The following is a 19,877-nucleotide window of genomic DNA, read 5'->3' as shown; positions in this document are numbered from 1 at the left end:
GTGGCCCGACATTTCACTCCCGAGACACCGGTATCGGAGTTGTGGCTCTAGACATAAGCTGTACGACTCGTGCCAGGGAATACAATTATCTCTCGCAGAGACGCCAAGACGCTAAGATAACGCTGATTTTTCTCTGCCAGCGTTGCGAATGAAGAGGTAAGTCAGGTTGCGCGCAGCGCTACCTGACATGCTCTCGACCAGAATGTCACGCAGGCTATCGCCAGCGTGACCTACGCATTTTGTATGACTCAATGCCAGAGAACACAATTAACTCTCGCAGAGACGCAAAGGCGCAGAGAAATAATCAGAGTTTTTTGCGCCTTGGCGTCTCTGCGAGAGTTAAATAGTAACGTTCACCGGGCACAGCCAATAAAAAAGGCGGCCGAAGCCGCCTTTTTCCATTCAAGCCGGGAACCGGTCAGGTTCCGGCTCTGGGCTCGCTCATCAGTCCCTTGATAATAGCGTAACAGCCAGCCAGTAGTATCAGGGTAAACGGCAATCCCGCGGATACTGCTATAGCCTGCAGTGCCGCAAGTCCCCCCCCGAGTAACAGGGCAATGGCGATGGCGCCCTCGATAACCCCCCAGAACACACGCTGGGGTTTGGGAGCGTCAATCTTGCCGCCGGCTGTAATGGTATCGATTACCAGTGACCCGGAGTCCGAAGAGGTGACGAAGAAGACGATAACCAGCACGATACCGATAAATGACGTGATATCGGTTAGTGGCATCTCGCCCAGCACCATGAACAACTGCAGTGAAAGATCGGCAGACGCGGCGCCTTCAAAACCTTCCTGAAATTGCTTGATAGCCGTGGAGCCAAATGCCGTCATCCAGAATATCGATACGACAGAGGGAATCAGCAATACCGAGACCAGGAACTCACGGACAGACCGACCACGGCTGACACGGGCGATAAACATGCCCACGAACGGTGACCAGCTTATCCACCAGGCCCAGTAGAAGGTCGTCCAGCCCTGGCTGAAGTTCGCATCCTCGCGTCCGAACGGATTGCCCAGAAACGGCAACTCGCCCAGGTAGACGAGAATATTCTTGAAAAAGCCGGTGACAATCATCAATGTCGGGCCGACAAAGACCACGAATAACAATAGCAAAAAGGCCAGCAACATATTGAGCTCGGAAAGCCGTTTTACCCCCTTATCCACACCAAGAACAATGGAGACTATCGCCACAGCGGTGATGCCGGTAATCAGCAGAACCAGGGTTGTGTCCCCCCCGCTGATGCCAAACAGGTGACTCAGACCGGATGCGGCCTGCTGCGCGCCGATGCCCAGGGAGGTAGCCAGACCAAACAGGGTCGCGAAGACCGCCAGGATGTCGATGAGATGTCCCGGCCAGCCCCAGATACGCTCCCCGAGTAGCGGATAGAAAATGGAGCGAATGGTCAGCGGAAGACCTTTGTTATAGGAAAAAATCGCCAGCGACAACGCCACGATGGCGTAAACCGCCCAGGGATGCAGCCCCCAGTGGAAAATGGTGGCTGCCATGGCCAGGTTGGTGGCCCCGGCAGGATCGCCGGCCGCCGCGCCCAGGGGCGCCCAGTCGGTACGGGCGCCGCCCTCACCCACGCTGGTACCGCCCAGGGCGGTTCCATAGTGAGTCAGCGGCTCGGACACGCCATAAAACATCAGACCAATCCCCATACCGGCGGCAAACAGCATGGAAAACCACGAGAGCCTGGAAAAATCCGGCGTCGCTTTTTCACCACCGATTCGAACCTTGCCCAGGGGCGATAGAATCAATCCCACGCAAACCAGAACGAAAATATTACCCGCGAGTAACATGAACCACGTCATGTTGGTGTTGATCCAGTTTTTTATCGACTCGAATATTGCCGTCGACTGTTCGGGCAACGCCAGTGTAAGAATGACGAAGGCCAGAATTAACAGCGATGAAACGGTAAATACCGCACCATGGATATCGATATTCACCCCAAGCGGAGCGGCCTGGTAGTTATCCTGGCCAATCTGGTAATCGGTATCGATCAGGTTGGTCGCGCCCTCGGGGGCCGGCACACCAACTGATTCAATCGAATCCGAAGAATTATCGGGCTTGTTGTCCACGAGACTCTCCCCTTATTATTAAGTGTTGTCAGGCTGCATCCGGACGCACAAGAAATACGGATGATTCGGTATGCGAGGCGATCTTGCTGCCGTTGGCCGGCATGATGGCATCGAGATGTTTGGGCAAATGTGTACCCATGACAACCAGATCGGCACCGATTTCCTCAATCGCCTTGACCAGAATATCATCCAGATCGGCAACCGGATCATGGCTGTTGTAGACATGTGCCGACGGTTCCTGCCCGTTATCCGGGGCATGTTCATGGGCAAAGGCTTTGAGTTTTTGTGCATACTCCTCGGGGGTATGCGCCACGGAACTGGGCTGCGAGGTTGTCACGCCAACATAGCAAAGTTTCGCCTCGTAATGACGGGCCAGATCGGCCGCGATAGTCAGTGGCTTCTCCAGCGCACCCAGATGCGCAAGATCTACCGGAACCATTATTGTTTTAAACATGGACGGGGCTCCTTAATTAAGATTACACGAAAGTTTTCGTGTTAAACGGCTGTCATTTAACATTCTGCGTGAGTCTGAATTGACCTATTCTATTTTTATATTTGTCTGTGCAAACAGTTTGCAGGTCCGAAAATCGGTGCCATCGTATGGCCCGGCTAGCCAGGGAATTAATATCCCTGGCAAGGCGGGTAACCTTTTCGCGGCAAGAGCAAACCCACTCGCTAACCTCAGAAATAGTAGCCGAAGTTAATATTGAATCGGGTCTGCCACTGGTCATCGGCATTGGCGCCCAGACGGTCACCAAAGGTCGCATCGCCGCCAACGAACTCGTTGCCATTGGAATAGGCCAGATCAGTGTAGATATACCAGCCATCGTGTGCCCAGGCCGCGCCCAGCATAAACAGGTCACTGTCATTGAAGCCGCTTTCATCCTTCATGATGGAACTGTATTCCACGTAAGGAACGACATAGTCCAGCCAGTCAACACCATCCGTTTTATAGGTATAGCTGAGGGAGATAGCCGGTATCCAGGCCTCGGCCGCTGCAGTACTGGGAAAATCGTAGGCGCCGAACTGTACCAGTTGATCGCTTCCCAGCGGCTGGGCTGCATCGACGTCATACTCGTACCGGGTCAACTGGGTAGCCAGTTTGAGATTACCCCAGGTGTTGATCATGTGAACCGACGCGGCGTAATGATCACCATCTTTTTGTGGGCCGTTACTTTCCAGCTCGCCATATTGCAGGGAAAAGCCGATATCGGTGGGCACACCGGCATCGGCCATGCTGTAAATCCCGCGCACATTGACCTGGTTACGCTCTTCGTAACCGCTGCCATCTTTATTGACGACATCATAGGAATAACGGGCACTGTCTGCCGTTGAGCCCCGATAAGCACCCTCATCGGCATAGTAATAACCGAAGTCCCACTGCCAGTTGCCGCCGGATCTGCTGTATTTCACGCCCATGTCCATGTCGTCCGACAGGCCGACATAGTAATGCTGATCGAAGAACCAGCTCTGCGACACGCCGTAGGGGCCGGGACCGAAGGGAACGCGGTTGACACCTACCTGGAGCTGGCTGTCATCGTCAAAGTTATAACCCAGCCAGCCGGTATGCAGGAAGTTGTATCCGTTGTACCAGCGATACTCCAGCTTGCCGACATAGGGGCCGTTGGCATAGTCCATATTGACGCGGAAGGTATCCAGACTGAAGTTACCGTCATCCTCCCAGGCTCTTGAAGCGTCACCATCAGCATCCGCCGGGTAATCCCCCACCGCATAATTGGCCCGCATGGCCCCGCCGACGGTCAGATTACCGAACTGGATTTTATCGCTGGCCGTAGCCTGGGTTAACGGGAGACTAAACAGTAAAGCGACAGCGGAACTGCCGGTAATTAGAGCACGAGAGTGGGACTGCAAAAGGGTTGTTATTTTCATGCTGGTTCACTCCTTCGATATAGCAACATCTTGTTTGTGATACCTGCCCGTTGCCGGGCAGGTTCTGTTTTCTACCAGCGATACAATCAAAGCTCTCCGCTGATCCAGTACTCGACGCGATCTTCGTTCTCGTCAATGTATTTTGTAACGGCCTCTTCATAAGAGGTTTCCTGAGCATTATTCATCGCAGATTCCAGATCCTCGATAGGCAACTGCATACGCGAGAAGAAGCTGGCTGCCTTGATGTTATCCTGATAGAACCCCTTGCGGGCCACGGCATGGATCCGCTCGTAGCTGCCGAGTACGCCTTTGGGGTCTTCCAGATAGCGTAGATCAAAAGCGCCAAACATCCAGTGCGGGCTCCAGCCGGTCACTACGATCCACTCATCGCGGCGCACGGCCCGCTTCAGTGCGGCCGTCATGCCGGCACCCGAGGAAATCTGCAGCTCATAATCCAGACCATATTCCTTGATAGCCTCTTTCGAGAGTCGAGTCAGTCCGGCACCCGGGTCGATACCGGTGATTGTGCCATCCAGTTTTTCACGTACTTCCGGCTTCTTCAGGTCCTCAATCGAGTTGACCTGATCTTTGGGAATGCTGTTTGGAACAACCCACCCCAGACGCGCATGGGTATACAATAACCCCAGATTAACCACATCTTTACAGGTTTTGTTAATGTAGTCCTCGTGCGTACCCGGCTGCCATGACATCAACATGATATCAATGCCGCCGGATTTGAGCCCCTGGTACTGGGGAGCAATATCGGTCTGAATGAGTTCGACTTCCTGATCCATGCGCTCTTCGAGAATGCGTGTTGCCAGCTTGGTGACGAATTCGGCATCAGACCAGGCGGTCCAGCCGATCTTGACCTTGCCCTGGGCCAGGGCCCCGCCACTGAAGCCCAGCGTCAGAACCATGACGAGTAATAGATGCGATAGTTTCTTGATTGACATGTTAGCTCTCCTTTTCTTCTGTAATTAATGCACAGTCATCGAGCTCGATGACTCGACGCTTTGCCAGTATCTGATCACAACGAAGTGCTCCGGGTCGTGATCAGTTTGAACCTGATTGGCGACCATTCACCCGGCCCAGGCTGAACAGCTGGCGCAGGCGTTCTATCAAACTTCGGGTCGTTACCCCGCGCCGACCCTGTCCAAAGCTCTGCGTAACCCGATCGAGCAGTATTGCCAGCAGCACAACGCCGAGCCCGCCTTCAAAACCCAGCCCGACATCCAGTCGTTGAATCCCGGTCAGCACCGTATTGCCCAGCCCACCGGCGCCAATCATCGAGGCGATGACCACCATGGATAATGCCAGCATGATCGTCTGGTTGACGCCGGCCATGATGGAAGGCATGGCCAGCGGCAGTTGCACCTTGAGCAGCAGCTGGCGACTGGTACAGCCAAAAGCCAGCCCGGCCTCGACGTTTTCCTGGCTGACCTGGCGAATCCCCAGGTTGGTCAGCCTGACGGCCGGTGGCATAGCAAATATAAGCGTGGCAATCGAGCCCGGGACCTTGCCCAGTCCAAAAAATATAGCAGCTGGAATCAGATAAACAAACGGGGGCATGGTCTGCATGAAGTCCAGAATCGGCCGCACGACGGCTTCTACCGTTTCACTACGCGCCATGGCAATGCCGATGGGAATGCCAATCAGCAGCGCCAGCAGGCTGGAGCCGATCACCAGCGCCAGGGTGGAGACGGTCTCGCTCCAAATATCCATACCATATATAAGTACAACCGCGAGAATCGCAAACAGGCCAAATTTCCAGCTTACCCGCCACGCCGCCAGCGCAATGATGATGACTGACAGAACCAGGGGAGGTACCGCCAGAAGACCGTCCTCAAAGGTGTCGACCAGCAAGCCGACAATATCCGCAAACCCATCCAGCAAACCGGTCAAATTGGTTTGAATCCAGTTAACCCCCGCTTCGACCCAGTCACCAATCGGGATATCGAAATCGATTATTTGTTTATCCGCCATGGTTCAACCCGCCTTGTTAAAGGTTTTCAGAAGGATATTCTTGTCGATAACACCCAGATAGTGGCCTGATTCATCAACCACCGGGACAGGGTAACCCTCTTCGACAACACGTTTTAACACTTCTTCCAGCTCCATCTCCGACGGCGCCGGGTTCCCGGCGGCGAGGAACGCCTCATCCCAGTCCTGATCGTTTTCTGTAGCGCGGATCAGGCAGTTGACACTGACCATACCGCTATAATGCTGGTCATTATCAATGATCACGGCCAGGTGCCGGTCATCGTCACGCATCTGGCTCAGGGCATCACGCACACTCGTCTCGGAACGTTTGAACAGGGCAACGGACTTTTTCTCGGCAATGTCGCCGGCATTGAATACCTTGCTGACATCCACACCATAGAAAAAGGAGCGTACATATTCATTGGCCGGGTTGGTAACGATCTCCTGTGGCGTTCCGATTTGCACAATGGCACCGCCATCCATGATAGCGATACGATCACCGATCCGGATTGCCTCGTCGAGATCGTGAGAGATGAAAACAATGGTATGCGCCTCGGTTTGCTGCAGTCGAACCAGCTCGTCCTGCATTTCGGTTCGGATCAGCGGGTCCAGGGCCGAGAAGGCTTCATCCATCAGAAGTATAGATGCATTGGTCGCTAATGCGCGAGCCAGGCCGACACGTTGCTTCATGCCACCGGACAGCTCGTCGGGATAACTGTCAGCATTGGCCTCGAGCCCGACAGTCGACAGCGCCTTCAGGGCATGCTCGCGCTGCTCTTGATTGTCCATCCCGGCCACATCCAGGCCGAAAGCCGCATTTTCCGCGACCGTTTTATGCGGCATGAGTGCAAAAGACTGAAACACCATGCTCATGCTCTCCCGCCGCATGCGAATGAGTTCCTTCTTGTTCATGGCGGTGATATCGCGGCCATCCAGCAAAACACGGCCGCGCGTCGGTTCTATTAAACGATTTAACAGACGCACCAGTGTGGACTTGCCGGAACCGGAAAGCCCCATGACCACGAACACCTCACCGTCACGAATCGAAAAATCGGCATTCTGTACGCCAACAGTCGTGCGGGTGCGTTCGAAAATTTCGTCCTTGGACAGCCCCTGCTCCAGCAGGCGCAGAGCCTCGTCGGGCTCGGGACCAAATATTTTATAAAGATTTTCGACAACGAGCTTGTCTTGCGGATCATCACTACTGATGGCAGCCATTCGACTCTCTCCCGGAGTTCATCAGCGCAGTATTTACCAGATGTTGTGGCGATACCGTACGGTATATCAGAATAATCAAAACCTGAAAACTCAGAGCTGTACAATGCTGTGTCAGCACATTCCCCAGTAACAAATTCAACTATCAATCAGCTGCTAAGTTATTGTTTTGGATTGCTTAAACCTTACGCATCGTTACCGTACCTGTCAACTCACACCACTAGAGCATAGCACTGTGCCAGCATTTATCCTGCCGGATACCGGCAGCAAGCCGGGGGGAAATTAAAATAGGCGGGACAGGCCGTTATTCCGCCTCTGCCGCCGCCCGGAAACAGGCCGCGAGACCCACCCCACAAATCAGTTCCTGTCAGATATTACGCTTGAAAAGAAGCTGTGTCTTGATATTAAAGTGTGGCCGGGACTTTAAATACTGAAAGTAGGGATACAGAGAAGTACACTATTATATAATCAGGACTTTGCTCGAGCCTGCTTTACGTCACTGCTTCTTTCGAGCGCTTCCTTTGGCCAAATAGCGTGCCTCGAACTCATCCGCGCTGATGGGTTTACTGTAATAGTAACCCTGTGCAATGTCGCACCCGGCCTCGCGCAGGAACTGTTCCTGATAGGCGGTTTCCACTCCCTCTGCCACCACTTCCAGTTCGAGCCCCTGTGCCAGCCCGATGATTGAGCGGGTAATGGCAATATCATTTTCGTCAGCCGGGATATCTGTAACAAAGGACCGGTCTATTTTCAGTTGATTGATGGGCAATGTTTTCAGACGAGACAGGGAGGAATAGCCAGTTCCGAAATCGTCAATCGACAACAACAACCCCATCCCGGCGGCTTCCTGACGAATCCAGGTATTGACCTCTCGATCCTGCATCAGCCCACTTTCTGTCAACTCAAGCTGAATATGCCAGGGATTCACGCCGTACTGTTCGATTAACGAGCGGATACGCTGTGACAGACCCGCAGCGGACAACTGTCTCGGTGACAGATTTATCGAGGCTTTCAGGTGCGGCACATAAACCTGCCACTTTGAAATCACCGCGATAGCCGTACACAGCACCCAGTCTCCGATTGAAACTATCAGGTCGCTTTCTTCTGCCAGCGGAATAAATTGTGTCGGGGGTACAAGTCCGCGCTCCGGGTTATCCCAGCGGATAAGACATTCCGCGCCAATCAGCTCACCCGACGACAGGCTGAATTGTGGCTGCCATAGCAGGTAAAATTCATTGCGCGCGATCGCACGACGTAATTCACTTTCCAGCTGGAATTTTTCCGACACCTGACGTGTTAGTTCGTGCGTATAGTATTCATAACGGTTGCGCCCCTGATCCTTGGCACGATACATGGCGGAATCGGCATGTTTAATCAGGGTATCCCCATCACTGCCATCATCGGGAAACAAACTGATACCGATACTGCAGCAGGCATTGAGCTCATAACCCTCAACATTGAACGAACGGGATAGCGCATCAATTATTTTCCTCGCCACCTGCGCGACCTGATCGCGGTGTTCAAGATTCGGCAAAAGACAAACGAACTCATCGCCACCGAGACGGGCAACCACATCCTCGCGACGCATCAGGCCATTCAGTCGCAGCGCGACTTGTTTGAGCAGATTATCACCATAAGGATGACCCAGTGAATCATTGATATTCTTGAACCGATCGAGGTCGAGAAACAACACGGCAAGCATCTGTTTGTGGCGCCTGGCAATCTCGACCTGCTGTACAAGATGCTGCATGAAGTAATTCCGGTTGGGTAACCCGGTCAGCTCGTCATAATGCGCCATCTCCAACAGGCGCTGCTCGGCCTGTTTATGATGGGTAATATCAGTGGATATCCCCGCCACCGCATAGACCTGATGGTACTTTTCCCTGAGCGGAAACTTCAGCGAGAGATAAGTGTGCGTTTCACCCTCATGTGGCAACTGCTCCTCGAACTGTAGCAGTTGGCCACTCTTCAGTACTTCGCGATCATTATCCACAAGCACTTTGGCTATATCCTGAGGAAAAACATCCATGTCCCGTTTGCCGTATATCTCTTGTTGTGTAATTCCGAACAGCTCCTGATAGCGTTTGTTAACGTGCAAATAGCGCCCGTCCGTATCCTTGACGTACATGACCGAGGAGGTGTTATTGGAAATACCATCCAGCATTCGCTGCTGTTTCTCGTGCTCCAGAAGCGTACTCAGGATGCGCTGGATCATGATCAGCAGGGCGATGCTGTAAGCCAGCAGCCGCATAGCATGCCACCACCACCATGCGGCATCCCATATCGTCGACAGCTCAAAAATCAGCCCCGCGGTGCCGAACAGTGCGCAGTGCAGCGCAAAGAGACGATGATTCTTCTCGCCCTGACGTTCATAAAGCTTGTTGAGATGATACGCCGCGAACAGAAACAACAGGCCACCGGAGAGATTGAGCAGACTTGCCAGCAGTGTGAACTCCCCTTCCACCAGCATCGCCGGAATCCATTGCTCCCGCGAGATTGACAACGCCGTCACGCTCACCACCACCAGTGCGCTGACACCCAGCGGAACCAGATTCTCCGAGGCTGGCCGGCGGCCGAAGCGCTGACTTACTGTCGCGAACATCAACCCTCCAACGAAGGTCGCCAGACTGTGCAGCCAGACAAAGGCTTCACCCGGCTCCACCGCAGCATGAAATACATCCAGCAGGCCCATGGTGATCAATCCCAGGGGCACCGCCAGCGGCATTTCGGCAATCCGCTGATCGCGATGAAAAATCAGGATCAGGCTCGTGACAAACAGGGCAATAAGTGCCCCGGCCGTCTCCAGCACGGCATGCAAGGGCAGGTGTACAAAAAAAAGGTTCTCAGGCAGCAATAGCAGCAGCGAAACGGCGAATACCACTCCGGGATAGATCATCAGCCTGACAAAGGAGGTTAGACTTGTGGAGACAGCTAACAGTCTCGTTGCCATGCATCACCTTATTTGAAGATTAAGATCACTTGGCGGCGGCAAGGAACGCAATATCATTCCACATCCGCGCAAATTATTATTTTATTATTGTCGGCTGCCTCTCTGTCACTCTTTAACAGGGCAGACAGTCGCGTTCTTCACCAACGACCCCGGGGGGAACGGGTCAGTAATTGGATTGATGAATCGTTGCCTCTGTACTCCCTATAGTCAAGAAATTTACGTACAACTTCCTCACAGATTAAGCGGAAATAGAGGCCTGTCCGTATTAGGGTAATCCCGTAGTTCTGTTGATTCCGGGTATCCAAACAAACTCATCAAACATCCGTGCCCAGGCCGGGTTTGATCAGGGCTTGATGATTCTGGCGAACCTGCCCCGTGCCTGTTGCATCTCATTCAATTTCATATGCCGACTATCGACGCAATCATCATCGTGTCGACACAACAGTGAATATACTTCAGACTGTTTCGCACGGTGCAAACGTAGCGTTATCTCATAGCTGATCATTTCGCCGCCGGAAAAAGGCAACTGGCGGATATCGGGAACAACAAACTCTTCCCCGTTGCGCATATTGATCACCCGCAATTCTCCCGGTGTAATCGTCTGCGGCGAGTTTTTGATCTCTTTGAATACGAAGGGGCAGTTGGCATCAAACCGAACGACGGCACCAGCCACATGCGCCCGTGCTGCAAGTGACACTTGCTTTGCTGACTGGGACAGTCAATTCGCGGCTCACCTGGAGTCGATCACCACTGATAATCCGTTCGGCCGGATCCGCAGAATGTTCGCTGGCAACCACACGGAAGTATCATGGCCGTCAGCCATAGCGGCAATAGTATGCCGGGGTGTGATCGGATATTCACGTTCATACCTCCATCCTTCAGGAGGCCTGTTTTCCGCCAACTCAGTGAACCGTAGTCAATGATAAATGGGTCACCCGATAAAATGTTCCGGCATTTACCTTGTTCATTGCGGTCCGTTCTCTGATCTATACCCCTCCGCAGGGATGGCAGGACAAATCGTCTCGATACCTTTGTCTGCAACCCTCAACGGCCGGACTAAATCGTCTCTCTGCACAGCAAATTCAGGTTTTTATGATCTGGATCAAATTAAACGTTTACTAATATTTGGGCCCTCTCGATTCCCTGCCCTGTAAGAGACGATTTCAGATTCCCTGACAAACCTCGAAAACACACCAAGTATCTGAAAACACGGCATAAAAACTATACTGTCCTGGCGTACTTCAGGCCGACTTTATGAACACCCCTGTCAGGCACTGGTTTTCAGTGACTTTTAAGCTCACAGGCATGATGCCGATAGATTAAACATACGACTTCCTGTTGTCAGGACGTCCCACCAGTAAAAACCGTACCCAAGAGAATCTGTCATGCGACTTCCGAAACTCAAACTCCCCCTCAACTCAACCGGCATCCGTGTCGCCGGCTATGGACTGGCACTGATATTACTGGCAGCGGGGCTGTGGAATTTTGATCGGGGACTCACCGACTTGCGCGCCACGCAGGCTGACAACAGCAGCGTAACGACACAGGTTCAGATCACGGCGCAATCGGCCCGTTCCCGCGCCTGGATCTGGACCACCGGGTCGGTCCTCGTTCTGGTGACGCTAGCCGGTCTGGGCCACCGGACCCGTCGCCGTCAACACGAAGGCATAGCGGAGAAAATCCAGGCAATGGCCGAAAGCAGCGGTAACCGCCTCCCCGTGCGCGACGGCGACAGCCTCGCCCCGCTGATGCGTGCGGTGAACGCCCTGCTCGAACGCCGCGAGCAGGAGATGAAGCAAATTCAGGAACTGGCTTCAAGGTACGCCGGGGCCGCCAGCGAGCTGGCAATGGATGCGGATGACATCAGCGAAGAGATCACTCACCAGCACACCGAGCTCGACCAGCTCGCCACGGCCGTAAATCAGATGAGCGCCACCATTCAGGAGGTCTCGCGCAACACCCAGGAAGCTTCCGGAGCCGCTGGATCGGCTAAAAGTGAAGCCGAATCTGGGGCACTCAAAGCCACCGAGGCCATCACTTCGATCCAGCAGCTCGACACGAGCATTGGCCATGCCACCGAGGAGATCAACAAGGTTCAGCAACAGAGTGCGCAGATCGCCACTGTGGTCGATGTTATCCAGGGTATCGCCGAGCAGACCAATCTGCTGGCACTGAATGCCGCGATCGAAGCCGCGCGTGCCGGCGAGCAGGGCCGTGGCTTCGCCGTGGTGGCCGATGAAGTACGCAGTCTGTCGGCGCGTACCAACAAATCTACCGAGGAAATCGAGCACATGATTCAGGCGCTGGAACAACAAACCAGCAGCTCGGTAAGTGCGATGCAAACTGCCGCCGAGCAGGCCAGGCAAAGTGTGGACTCGGTGGAAAGCGCCGCCGAATCACTGGGCGAGATCGCCGGCGGTATCAAAACCATCAGCGAAATGACTATGCAGGTCGCTTCGTCCACGGAACAGCAGAGCCAGACGACAGAACAGGTCAATCAGAACATTACCGCCATTGCCGGTGCCAGCGAAACCGCCGCCGAAAACGCACAGCAAATGTCACAAACCAGCAAGAAGCTCCTGCAACAGGTCAAAGACCTCACCCACCTCGCCGGCGGCTAATGGCTGAGCAGGCTTTTACTGACAACCGCCAGCCCGGTGCGTCGGCAAGACGCATCCCGAAGGTCTTCTCCCGGCCGATCTCAACCGGTCTACACCCGCCGGGAATAAACTGGATATCAACACCCGTTCGTATCGATAAATTCGGGACATTTTCCATCAATGCCTGTTACCTGCTTTATATTCACCCCCGCATGACCTGACCTGCGATAAAACGGGCGATCTGATTACTGACGCATATTTGCTCGAATTTTCCCGGGAGAGTACCGGGCTTTGCGCTTCTGATCTGCCCGGTGCAAACCGTTATGAGCCGTGTTTCTCGGTATCTCTTTTCGTTGTATCATTCCCGTTCAACATTGCAAAACCCGCAACTAAAAGGTGATTTTTAATGAGTGGTCAGGCTATCACGGTTATCGGCAGCGGCTTTGCCGCGCTGACGGCGGTGCGCGAGCTGCGCAAACGCGACAAGGTGTCCCGGATCACAGTGATATCACCGAAGCCGGAGTTTATCTATCTGCCCAGTCTCATCTGGATCCCGTCCGGCATCCGCAAGGCGGAGGATCTGCGCATCCCGCTGGAGAAGTTTTTCGCGCGCATGCAGGTCGAGCATGTCGCGGCCGAAGTCACCGGGCTCAAGAATGGCGGGCGAACGGTCGAAACCAGTGTGGGCGACGTGAACAACGATGCCCTTATTATCGCCTCGGGCGGACGCTTCATCAAAAAGCTGCCGGGGATCGAGCACGCCATTACCCCCTGTGAGGGAATTGCGGCCGCCGAGCGCATCCGTGACCGCCTGCGGGAAATGGACGGCGGCACTATCGCAATCGGTTTCGGTGGCAACCCCAAGGAACCCTCGGCTATGCGCGGCGGACCCATGTTCGAGTTTCTCTTCGGCACCGATACCCTGCTGCGCAAGCAGAAGCGGCGCGATCAGTTCAAGCTGATCTTCTTCAGCCCGGCCCCCGAACCCGGCAAGCGTCTCGGCCCCGGGGCCATGAAAGGCCTGCTGTCGACCATGCAAAAGCGCGGCATCGAGACCCGACTGGGGCACAAGATGAAAGGTTTCGAATCCAACAAGGTGATCACCGAGGGCGGCGAATTCGAGGCCGATCTCATTCTCTTCATGCCCGGCATGACCGGCAACCAGTGGTTCGACAACAGCGAACTGCCACGCTCCGAAGGTGGCCTGGTCAAGGCGGACCAGCACTGCCGGGTCCCCGGTTTTGAAATGACCTATGTGGCCGGCGATTCAGGCAGTTTCCCCGGCCCCGACTGGATGCCCAAGCAGGCCCATATGGCCGATCTTCAGGCCAGTGCGGCGGCAACCAACCTGCTGGATGAACTGGCCGGCAAGGAACCCCGCGCCGGCTTCAAGGTGGAATTGATGTGTATCGTCGACAGCATGAACAGCGGCATGCTGGTGGCACGCACACCGAAGCGCAATATCCGGCTCCCCGCCAATCCTCTCGCCCACTGGACGAAGCGCCTGTTTGAATGGTGGTATCTGCGGCAGTACCGTTGAATCAAACCCGCGAGGCGCGTTGCCCCGTTTCGTAAAACGCTGCTGATCACCGGGCTCTTTTATATCAACCGACGCGTCATGTGCAGTCTGACTTCGGCTTCTTCGGTGAGAGCATGAAACAGGTGATGGGGACCGGTCGCGGCGTCGATCTTGTTTTCAAGATCGTCGCGGACCTCGGCGTAGTAATCGAGTAGCTTGCGATCAAAGCGGTGCAATGCCCGGGTCAAGGGATCCTTGCGCTGTCGTGCCATGATTTTTTCCATTCCATCCTGGTACAGGTCACCCAGACAGATATGCACGGCATTGAACAGCGTCACCCAGCCGTTGAACCACAACATCATATCGATATCGAACGATTCCCCCCGTGGCGGGCCCTCGCTGAGCACCTGCTGCAGCAGGTCTTTCTCTTTCACCGTTTCCCACTCTTCCAGCAGCGCAGCGCGCCCATAGCCGTCTATGGTCGAACTGGTCAGCAGAACCGGGCTGTCCGGATGTTTGGCAAGTACAAAGGTGGCATCCTTTAATACTTGCTGTGGCTGTTCCGGGGCTTTGGGATTGCGTTTCAGCCGGGGCGAGGTCTTCACGTCCTGCACCTGTATCTGGTGGCCCCGTTTACCCAGCTCCTGTGCCAGGCGGGCGAATACGCCTTTTTGCAACACATCCTGTGAGAAGTTCATGGCAGTCTGCTTGTGCAACAACGCCAGCTGGATTTGTTTGGCATAACGCGGATAGCATTCGACGATATTGGCGATCTTGGCCACAGGGATACGCTCGGCCAGCAAACCCTGCTTGTCGACGTAGACCTCGTTGTGAAACTCATCGAAGCTGATCTGCAATAACACTCTGGCCGGAGCCCACTTCTTTGGCCGGGACCTGATCGCCTCCGCCATCTTGCCCAGCACGTCATGGGTTATTTCGGGCGTGTCGGCAAAGTCGCCATTGAGCAGCAGGGCAAAGTTTTTGATGTGGCGCATCCGGCGGATGGCCGCGTAGAAATGATCCAGTTGTTTGGTCAGATCACCGCCGGTGAACAACACGCTGTCGGTATGCTGATCCACCAGGTCGAATACCTGATTCGGATCCTCATTCTTGCCGCGCGGGGGCCGCCAGGTAAACATGCAGTGTCGGCAGGTCTGCGGGCAGCCCATGGCGGGGATAATCCCCATCTTCTCGTAGCGCGGCGTCACCCCCTGCAGGTCATCCGGCAGGGCATCCACCAGAGCCAGTCGTTCCCGGTCTTCCGGACCCAGCATGCCCTCGTAACGCTCGCGTTCCTCGCGGGCCACATTTTTAAACTCGGCCATGTAGGTTTGGGTAAACAGCCCCAGGCCCTGCCACAGGGAAAGGATGTCCTGAATTAACTGCCCGGTATTCCCCTCGCGGGTCGCCAGCAGGGCCTGAAACTCCTGCCACTGTTTCTGGCCTTCGGCCGGATGATCAAGCCAGTGCTGAACATAACCGCGCACGAATTGCTCGGCGGTGTCGCAAAGCAGCAGTTCCATAAGGAAACCGAAGCGGGGGCCGCGGAAAGTTTCCAGCACCTGCGCGCGGTAATTCTCATGGACATTGTGGCGCAACCAGTGCCAGGCATAGAGATAGGCCATGGGAAAACCGAGTTCGGCGGCCTGGGGATGCCCACCCAGCATCTGGCGCATGGCGCCGCCGGTGGTAAGTCGATTGATCTCGTCCTTGAAGCGCTGGCGCATGGTAGTCAGATACACCGGCAGCAAAGCGGCCTGGTCCGCCACGGTGGCGGCCCGGCCTCCCCCGCTGACCACGGCGATACCTTCCACCCCCTTACGTTCTACTGCACTGCCGCTGACTGACGCCATGAAATATCCTGTCGATTCATCTGGCTGAATAATCAATTATACATCATGCGACCCGGGACAGCCTTTTCCCGTACGGTTTGTGATGTTACCGGCGAGACACGGCAGAAAACGCTACGACGTAAAAATCCACGCAAGCGAAGCAGTCAGTCGTCAATCAGACGGAAGGTCACGGGACATATGCGGGCCAATACGGTGGGCGGCACAACTTCTGAACTGCCCGATGCCGGTTTATCGCGACGGCCAGATCGGGTAAGGGAGGAGATGAAATGATAAACCGGGGTCAGAACCTTTCAGGCACGCGACGTGGTTCTATAAGGTTCCGACCCCGGTATTTGAGCTCACAAGCGCGTTATGCGAGGCCGCACTTCTCTTTGATAGCGGCGACGACGTCATCGCTGGAGGTGGCATTGATGCGCATCAGCATGCCTTCTTTTTCATAGAAGCCCGCCAGCGGTTTGGTCTTCTCGTTGTAGGTGTCGAGCCGACTGGCAATCGCTTCCTCGGTTTCGTCATCGCGCTGCACGACCGGTCCGCCACACTCGTCACATACGCCTTCGACCTTGGGCGGCTTACTCTTGGCATTGTAGATGGCGTTGCACTGGGTACAGGTCCGGCGTGTGGTCAGACGGTCCATGATCACTTCACGCGGCACATCCAGATCAACCACCGCATCCAGCTGTTCGCCCATCTCTTCGAGCATGGTCTTGAGCTGTTCCGCCTGGGGGATGGTGCGCGGGAAGCCGTCCAGCAGGTAGCCGTTTTTGCAATCGTCTTCCTTCAGGCGCTCTTTCATAATACCCATGATCAACTCATCCGGAACCAGGTCACCGGCGTTCATATAGCTCTGGGCCTGCTTGCCCAGTTCGGTGCCTTCCTTGACGGCCGCACGCAGGATGTCGCCGGTGGAAATTTGTACAGAGCCGTCGATGTCGCTCAGCATATTGGCCACGGTGCCCTTGCCCGCGCCCGGCGCGCCTAACAGAATCAGTTTCACTACGTTTCCCCTTGTCTCGAGTTATTGGTAAGTCAGAATCAGGGGAGGGTTATTTCATAAATCAGACTTGAGGTCCAAATAAATTTTTTTAGTAGCCAATAAACTGACGTCTCGGCCCGTTAAACCAAATACTACCCGCAAAGCGGGTAGTATGATGAAAGCCCCGGAAGGGCTATATCAGAGGTAAGGGCGTTCTACGCACCGCTTTCTCGATACTCGGATAACGGTGCGTGGAGCGCACCCTGCCTGGTTTTGCCACTCTCTCGTAATAGCGTCCTTATAGAACTTCCGGCTCAAAGGAGGCCATTTTCTAACGAAGCACACCGGGATGGCAGCGCCGGTTTGTGTCTCGCCTTCAACGACGGCGGTTTACCAGGATTTAATCAGCGTGATTAAACAAGCGTTACTAAGCCTGTTCACCCCGGGTAGTGTAGATCAAGCGAAGCGGATCCACCCGAGACAGGCTTTAATAGACGGGCACCAGGTGATATCCCTGTGCCTGGTAGCCGATCAGTGAAACAAAACCATCACCGACCAGGTTAAGGTCGGGCAGCAGGGTTTTGTTATCAATGCCGAACACATCGGTTGCCACCGCACAGATTTCCTGTTTAATACCCAGTTCCGCAAGCTTTTCGACATTGCTTTCAATTTCCATCAGCAGGGCGCCGTGCTCCTCTTCAGTTTCCGCATTCGGTGAGGTGCTGAGATATTGAACGCTGGGACCGATATATACCATCACAAAATCAGGCGTCACGTCCTGTTCCTGCATCCCCTTGAAGGTACCCTGAATGACTTCCAGATAGAAATTCATTTTTTTTGCATCGGCAATATCAATCAGAAACACCGCCTGACCGACTTTTAAATCAGCCAGTGCAGCACGGTCGTTTATCTGGCTGTTCGCATAGCCATGGCTGGTTGCCAGGGCCAGCGACAGAATCAGTAATGTGTAGTGAAACAATTTTTTCATAACCCACTCCGTGAGGTTTATGGATGTTGCCTATTCTGCAGATCAACAATCGAGCAGCTGGTTTTACGCGTTTGCTGGCAGTTTTTATCGCCTGGCTGATGATCGTATGAACAGCGCTTCTGTTGCAGTTCATGATAGTCAGCCTCACTATAGGCTGTGGCGGGGAGATTGGGAGGGTAATACACGCACCCCCCGCACAGCGCATTGGCGTCAACCTTTTTTGACATAGAACTGGAAGCCCCCGTCAATTTCCCCGGATTCCATCAATGTGTGGCCGGTCCGTTCGCACCAGGACGGGATATCGGTAAGTGTTCCGGGATCGGTGGCAACAATCTCCAGAACTTCTCCACTATTGATTTTTTTCATAGCCACATTGGTTTCCACGATCGGCATGGGACAACATTTGCCACTGGTATCCAGCTTGCTGTCGGCTTTGATATCACTCATCGTTGCGCTCCTTAAAAATACTGACAATGTTCGGCTTTGGCAGCTTTTTCGTTCAAAAACCACGATGCGCCGACGATACCGCTGGCTTCCGGGATCAGGTTGTCCTCGTTCACGCCGAAGATACTGGACGCCAGAGAGCAGGCATAAAAATTCACGTTATCAGTAGCCTTGAGGGCCTGAATCACGTCATAGATATCCGGGGGCAAACCCGCCTTCTCGACTTGCTGGCGAACCCAGGCATCCTGATCGGCATGGTCCCCCTGGATCACCTGACCTTTCGCCCCTTCCTCGGTCAGCGCCCTGACCGCCCAGTTCACAAACAGCAGATCGACCTGGGTGCCCTCCGCCCCCTGCAGATAGGCGAAAGCCAGGGGCGTGAGCAGTTTGTCGTATCCGTCTTCACGGACCACGATTGCGAGTGATTTCATCGTTGCCTCCTTAGAACGAACGTTCGTTCTAATTTGTGGGCCAAAAAAAGGCCGATACCCTCTGAACCGGGTTGTTCAGACCGCCACCGACCGCCAGGCACATTGCCAGATCTCATCGAGATACTCCGGCAATGGCGCGTCCAGAATCCCGTCCAGACGTAATTGAATTAACCGCAGCGCCCCGCCAAACACCGCCGAGGCGGCCACGATCGGGGTCATCTCCCGGACTTCGCCACTTTCCATCCCGGCCACCACCATCTCACGCATCTGCACGAAAGGACGCGAGGAACAGACCGGCTTCTGGTCCGGAATGAACTCCCGATGGCGAGAGAACAACATGAACCGCATCACCGCCGGCTCCTGCTCGGTGAGCTGAAACAGCAGCGCGATCACCGCCCGGCAGCGATCCTGCGCCGTGGCATGGGCGGCTTCGATTTCGCTGAATTGCGACTCCATACGCTCGACCAGGCTGTCGTACAGACTGCGGGCAATACCTTCCTTGTCACTAAAGTAGTGATAGATGGAGCCGGTACTGACCGAAGATGCCTTGACGATGTCCGGAATCGAGGTATTGAAAAACCCCTGCTCGGTAAACAGATTCAGTGCCGCGCCCAGCACCTGTTCGGTGGCAGGGGTTCGTTTAATTTCTGTCGTCGTCGCCATGTATCAAGACTAGAATGAACATTCGTTCTAGTCAAGCAAATAAATATAATATTAATAGTATGTGTTTCGTGAAGACATGCCAGGAATGGGCTTTGCCTGAATGACACTGACTTAACCCCATCATCCCGGCACCGGCCTGCGCCGGCCGGGATCCTGTTTACACCGGGGCCGCACTTCCCTCGATACCCGGCCACTACCGCAGCAGGCCGGTGCCGGAATGAGGGAAATGCGTCTTTTCGCTCCTGTCAGCTGATGATCGTTTCACGGTAAGCATGCCAGGTCGAATAA

General features: G+C 54.6%; 16 protein-coding genes. 2 read left to right on the top strand and 14 right to left on the bottom strand.

From position 1 onward, the window contains the following. Nucleotides 1-418 precede the first annotated feature (418 nt). The 8 genes from RI563_RS00850 to RI563_RS00815 form a co-directional block, all read right to left on the bottom strand. Nucleotides 419-2,083, bottom strand: a complete 1,665-nt coding sequence (locus RI563_RS00850) for a BCCT family transporter (protein WP_310692429.1) — start codon at nt 2,081-2,083, stop codon at nt 419-421. Nucleotides 2,084-2,111: 28 nt separating this feature from the next. Beyond that, complete coding sequence (locus RI563_RS00845) at nt 2,112-2,537, bottom strand: universal stress protein (RefSeq protein WP_310692427.1); 426 nt, start codon at nt 2,535-2,537, stop codon at nt 2,112-2,114. 227 nt (nt 2,538-2,764) lie between these two features. Continuing rightward, nucleotides 2,765-3,973 (bottom strand): hypothetical protein, encoded by a 1,209-nt coding sequence (locus RI563_RS00840; protein WP_310692425.1) that lies wholly within the window; start codon nt 3,971-3,973, stop codon nt 2,765-2,767. 86 nt (nt 3,974-4,059) lie between these two features. Further along, nucleotides 4,060-4,926: a glycine betaine ABC transporter substrate-binding protein gene (locus tag RI563_RS00835; protein WP_411293561.1), complete on the bottom strand. Its 867-nt coding sequence runs from the start codon at nt 4,924-4,926 to the stop codon at nt 4,060-4,062. 100 nt (nt 4,927-5,026) lie between these two features. Continuing rightward, entirely contained in the window at nt 5,027-5,938 is a 912-nt protein-coding gene (locus tag RI563_RS00830) for a proline/glycine betaine ABC transporter permease (protein WP_317622837.1), read from the bottom strand. Nucleotides 5,939-5,959: 21 nt separating this feature from the next. Further along, entirely contained in the window at nt 5,960-7,171 is a 1,212-nt protein-coding gene (proV, locus tag RI563_RS00825) for a glycine betaine/L-proline ABC transporter ATP-binding protein ProV (RefSeq protein WP_310692423.1), read from the bottom strand. A 493-nt stretch (nt 7,172-7,664) separates the two neighbouring features. Further along, nucleotides 7,665-10,118, bottom strand: coding sequence for an EAL domain-containing protein (locus RI563_RS00820; RefSeq protein WP_310692422.1), 2,454 nt, complete (start codon nt 10,116-10,118; stop codon nt 7,665-7,667). A 343-nt stretch (nt 10,119-10,461) separates the two neighbouring features. Further along, nucleotides 10,462-10,815, bottom strand: a complete 354-nt coding sequence (locus tag RI563_RS00815; protein ID WP_310692421.1) for a hypothetical protein — start codon at nt 10,813-10,815, stop codon at nt 10,462-10,464. Nucleotides 10,816-11,503: 688 nt separating this feature from the next. Between RI563_RS00815 and RI563_RS00810 the strand changes: the two genes are divergently transcribed. Together RI563_RS00810 and RI563_RS00805 are read left to right on the top strand one after the other, a co-directional pair. Then, nucleotides 11,504-12,739 carry a methyl-accepting chemotaxis protein gene (locus tag RI563_RS00810; RefSeq protein ID WP_310692420.1) on the top strand — a complete coding sequence of 412 codons (1,236 nt, stop codon included), beginning with the start codon at nt 11,504-11,506 and terminating at the stop codon, nt 12,737-12,739. A 385-nt stretch (nt 12,740-13,124) separates the two neighbouring features. Next, complete coding sequence (locus RI563_RS00805) at nt 13,125-14,258, top strand: NAD(P)/FAD-dependent oxidoreductase (protein ID WP_310692419.1); 1,134 nt, start codon at nt 13,125-13,127, stop codon at nt 14,256-14,258. Nucleotides 14,259-14,317: 59 nt separating this feature from the next. Here RI563_RS00805 and RI563_RS00800 read toward each other — a convergent pair whose 3' ends face one another. The 6 genes from RI563_RS00800 to RI563_RS00775 form a co-directional block, all read right to left on the bottom strand. Next, on the bottom strand, nt 14,318-16,090 hold the full coding sequence (locus RI563_RS00800) for a radical SAM protein (protein WP_310692418.1): 1,773 nt from the start codon (nt 16,088-16,090) through the stop codon (nt 14,318-14,320). A 349-nt stretch (nt 16,091-16,439) separates the two neighbouring features. Then, nucleotides 16,440-17,084: an adenylate kinase gene (locus tag RI563_RS00795; protein ID WP_310692417.1), complete on the bottom strand. Its 645-nt coding sequence runs from the start codon at nt 17,082-17,084 to the stop codon at nt 16,440-16,442. A gap of 466 nt (nt 17,085-17,550) precedes the next feature. After that, nucleotides 17,551-18,051 carry a DsrE family protein gene (locus RI563_RS00790; protein ID WP_310692416.1) on the bottom strand — a complete coding sequence of 167 codons (501 nt, stop codon included), beginning with the start codon at nt 18,049-18,051 and terminating at the stop codon, nt 17,551-17,553. 210 nt (nt 18,052-18,261) lie between these two features. Continuing rightward, nucleotides 18,262-18,498 (bottom strand): sulfurtransferase TusA family protein, encoded by a 237-nt coding sequence (locus tag RI563_RS00785; RefSeq protein WP_310692415.1) that lies wholly within the window; start codon nt 18,496-18,498, stop codon nt 18,262-18,264. An 11-nt stretch (nt 18,499-18,509) separates the two neighbouring features. Further along, nucleotides 18,510-18,926: a DsrE family protein gene (locus RI563_RS00780; RefSeq protein ID WP_310692414.1), complete on the bottom strand. Its 417-nt coding sequence runs from the start codon at nt 18,924-18,926 to the stop codon at nt 18,510-18,512. A gap of 75 nt (nt 18,927-19,001) precedes the next feature. Next, entirely contained in the window at nt 19,002-19,589 is a 588-nt protein-coding gene (locus tag RI563_RS00775) for a TetR/AcrR family transcriptional regulator (protein WP_310692413.1), read from the bottom strand. Between the last annotated feature and the right edge of the window lie 288 nt (nt 19,590-19,877).

The organism is Thiohalophilus sp. (genome assembly GCF_031581315.1).
Lineage (GTDB): Bacteria > Pseudomonadota > Gammaproteobacteria > UBA6429 > Thiohalophilaceae > Thiohalophilus.
This window is presented reverse-complemented; position numbering and strand designations above follow the sequence as displayed.

Coding starts and splice junctions, on each gene's coding strand:
- RI563_RS00845 (WP_310692427.1), bottom strand. CDS start 2,537: ATGTTTAAAACAATAATGGTTCCGGTAGATCTTGCGCATCTGGGTGCG.
- RI563_RS00840 (WP_310692425.1), bottom strand. CDS start 3,973: ATGAAAATAACAACCCTTTTGCAGTCCCACTCTCGTGCTCTAATTACC.
- RI563_RS00835 (WP_411293561.1), bottom strand. CDS start 4,926: ATGTCAATCAAGAAACTATCGCATCTATTACTCGTCATGGTTCTGACG.
- proV (WP_310692423.1), bottom strand. CDS start 7,171: ATGGCTGCCATCAGTAGTGATGATCCGCAAGACAAGCTCGTTGTCGAA.
- RI563_RS00820 (WP_310692422.1), bottom strand. CDS start 10,118: ATGGCAACGAGACTGTTAGCTGTCTCCACAAGTCTAACCTCCTTTGTC.
- RI563_RS00810 (WP_310692420.1), top strand. CDS start 11,504: ATGCGACTTCCGAAACTCAAACTCCCCCTCAACTCAACCGGCATCCGT.
- RI563_RS00805 (WP_310692419.1), top strand. CDS start 13,125: ATGAGTGGTCAGGCTATCACGGTTATCGGCAGCGGCTTTGCCGCGCTG.
- RI563_RS00800 (WP_310692418.1), bottom strand. CDS start 16,090: ATGGCGTCAGTCAGCGGCAGTGCAGTAGAACGTAAGGGGGTGGAAGGT.
- RI563_RS00790 (WP_310692416.1), bottom strand. CDS start 18,051: ATGAAAAAATTGTTTCACTACACATTACTGATTCTGTCGCTGGCCCTG.
- RI563_RS00785 (WP_310692415.1), bottom strand. CDS start 18,498: ATGAGTGATATCAAAGCCGACAGCAAGCTGGATACCAGTGGCAAATGT.
- RI563_RS00780 (WP_310692414.1), bottom strand. CDS start 18,926: ATGAAATCACTCGCAATCGTGGTCCGTGAAGACGGATACGACAAACTG.
- RI563_RS00775 (WP_310692413.1), bottom strand. CDS start 19,589: ATGGCGACGACGACAGAAATTAAACGAACCCCTGCCACCGAACAGGTG.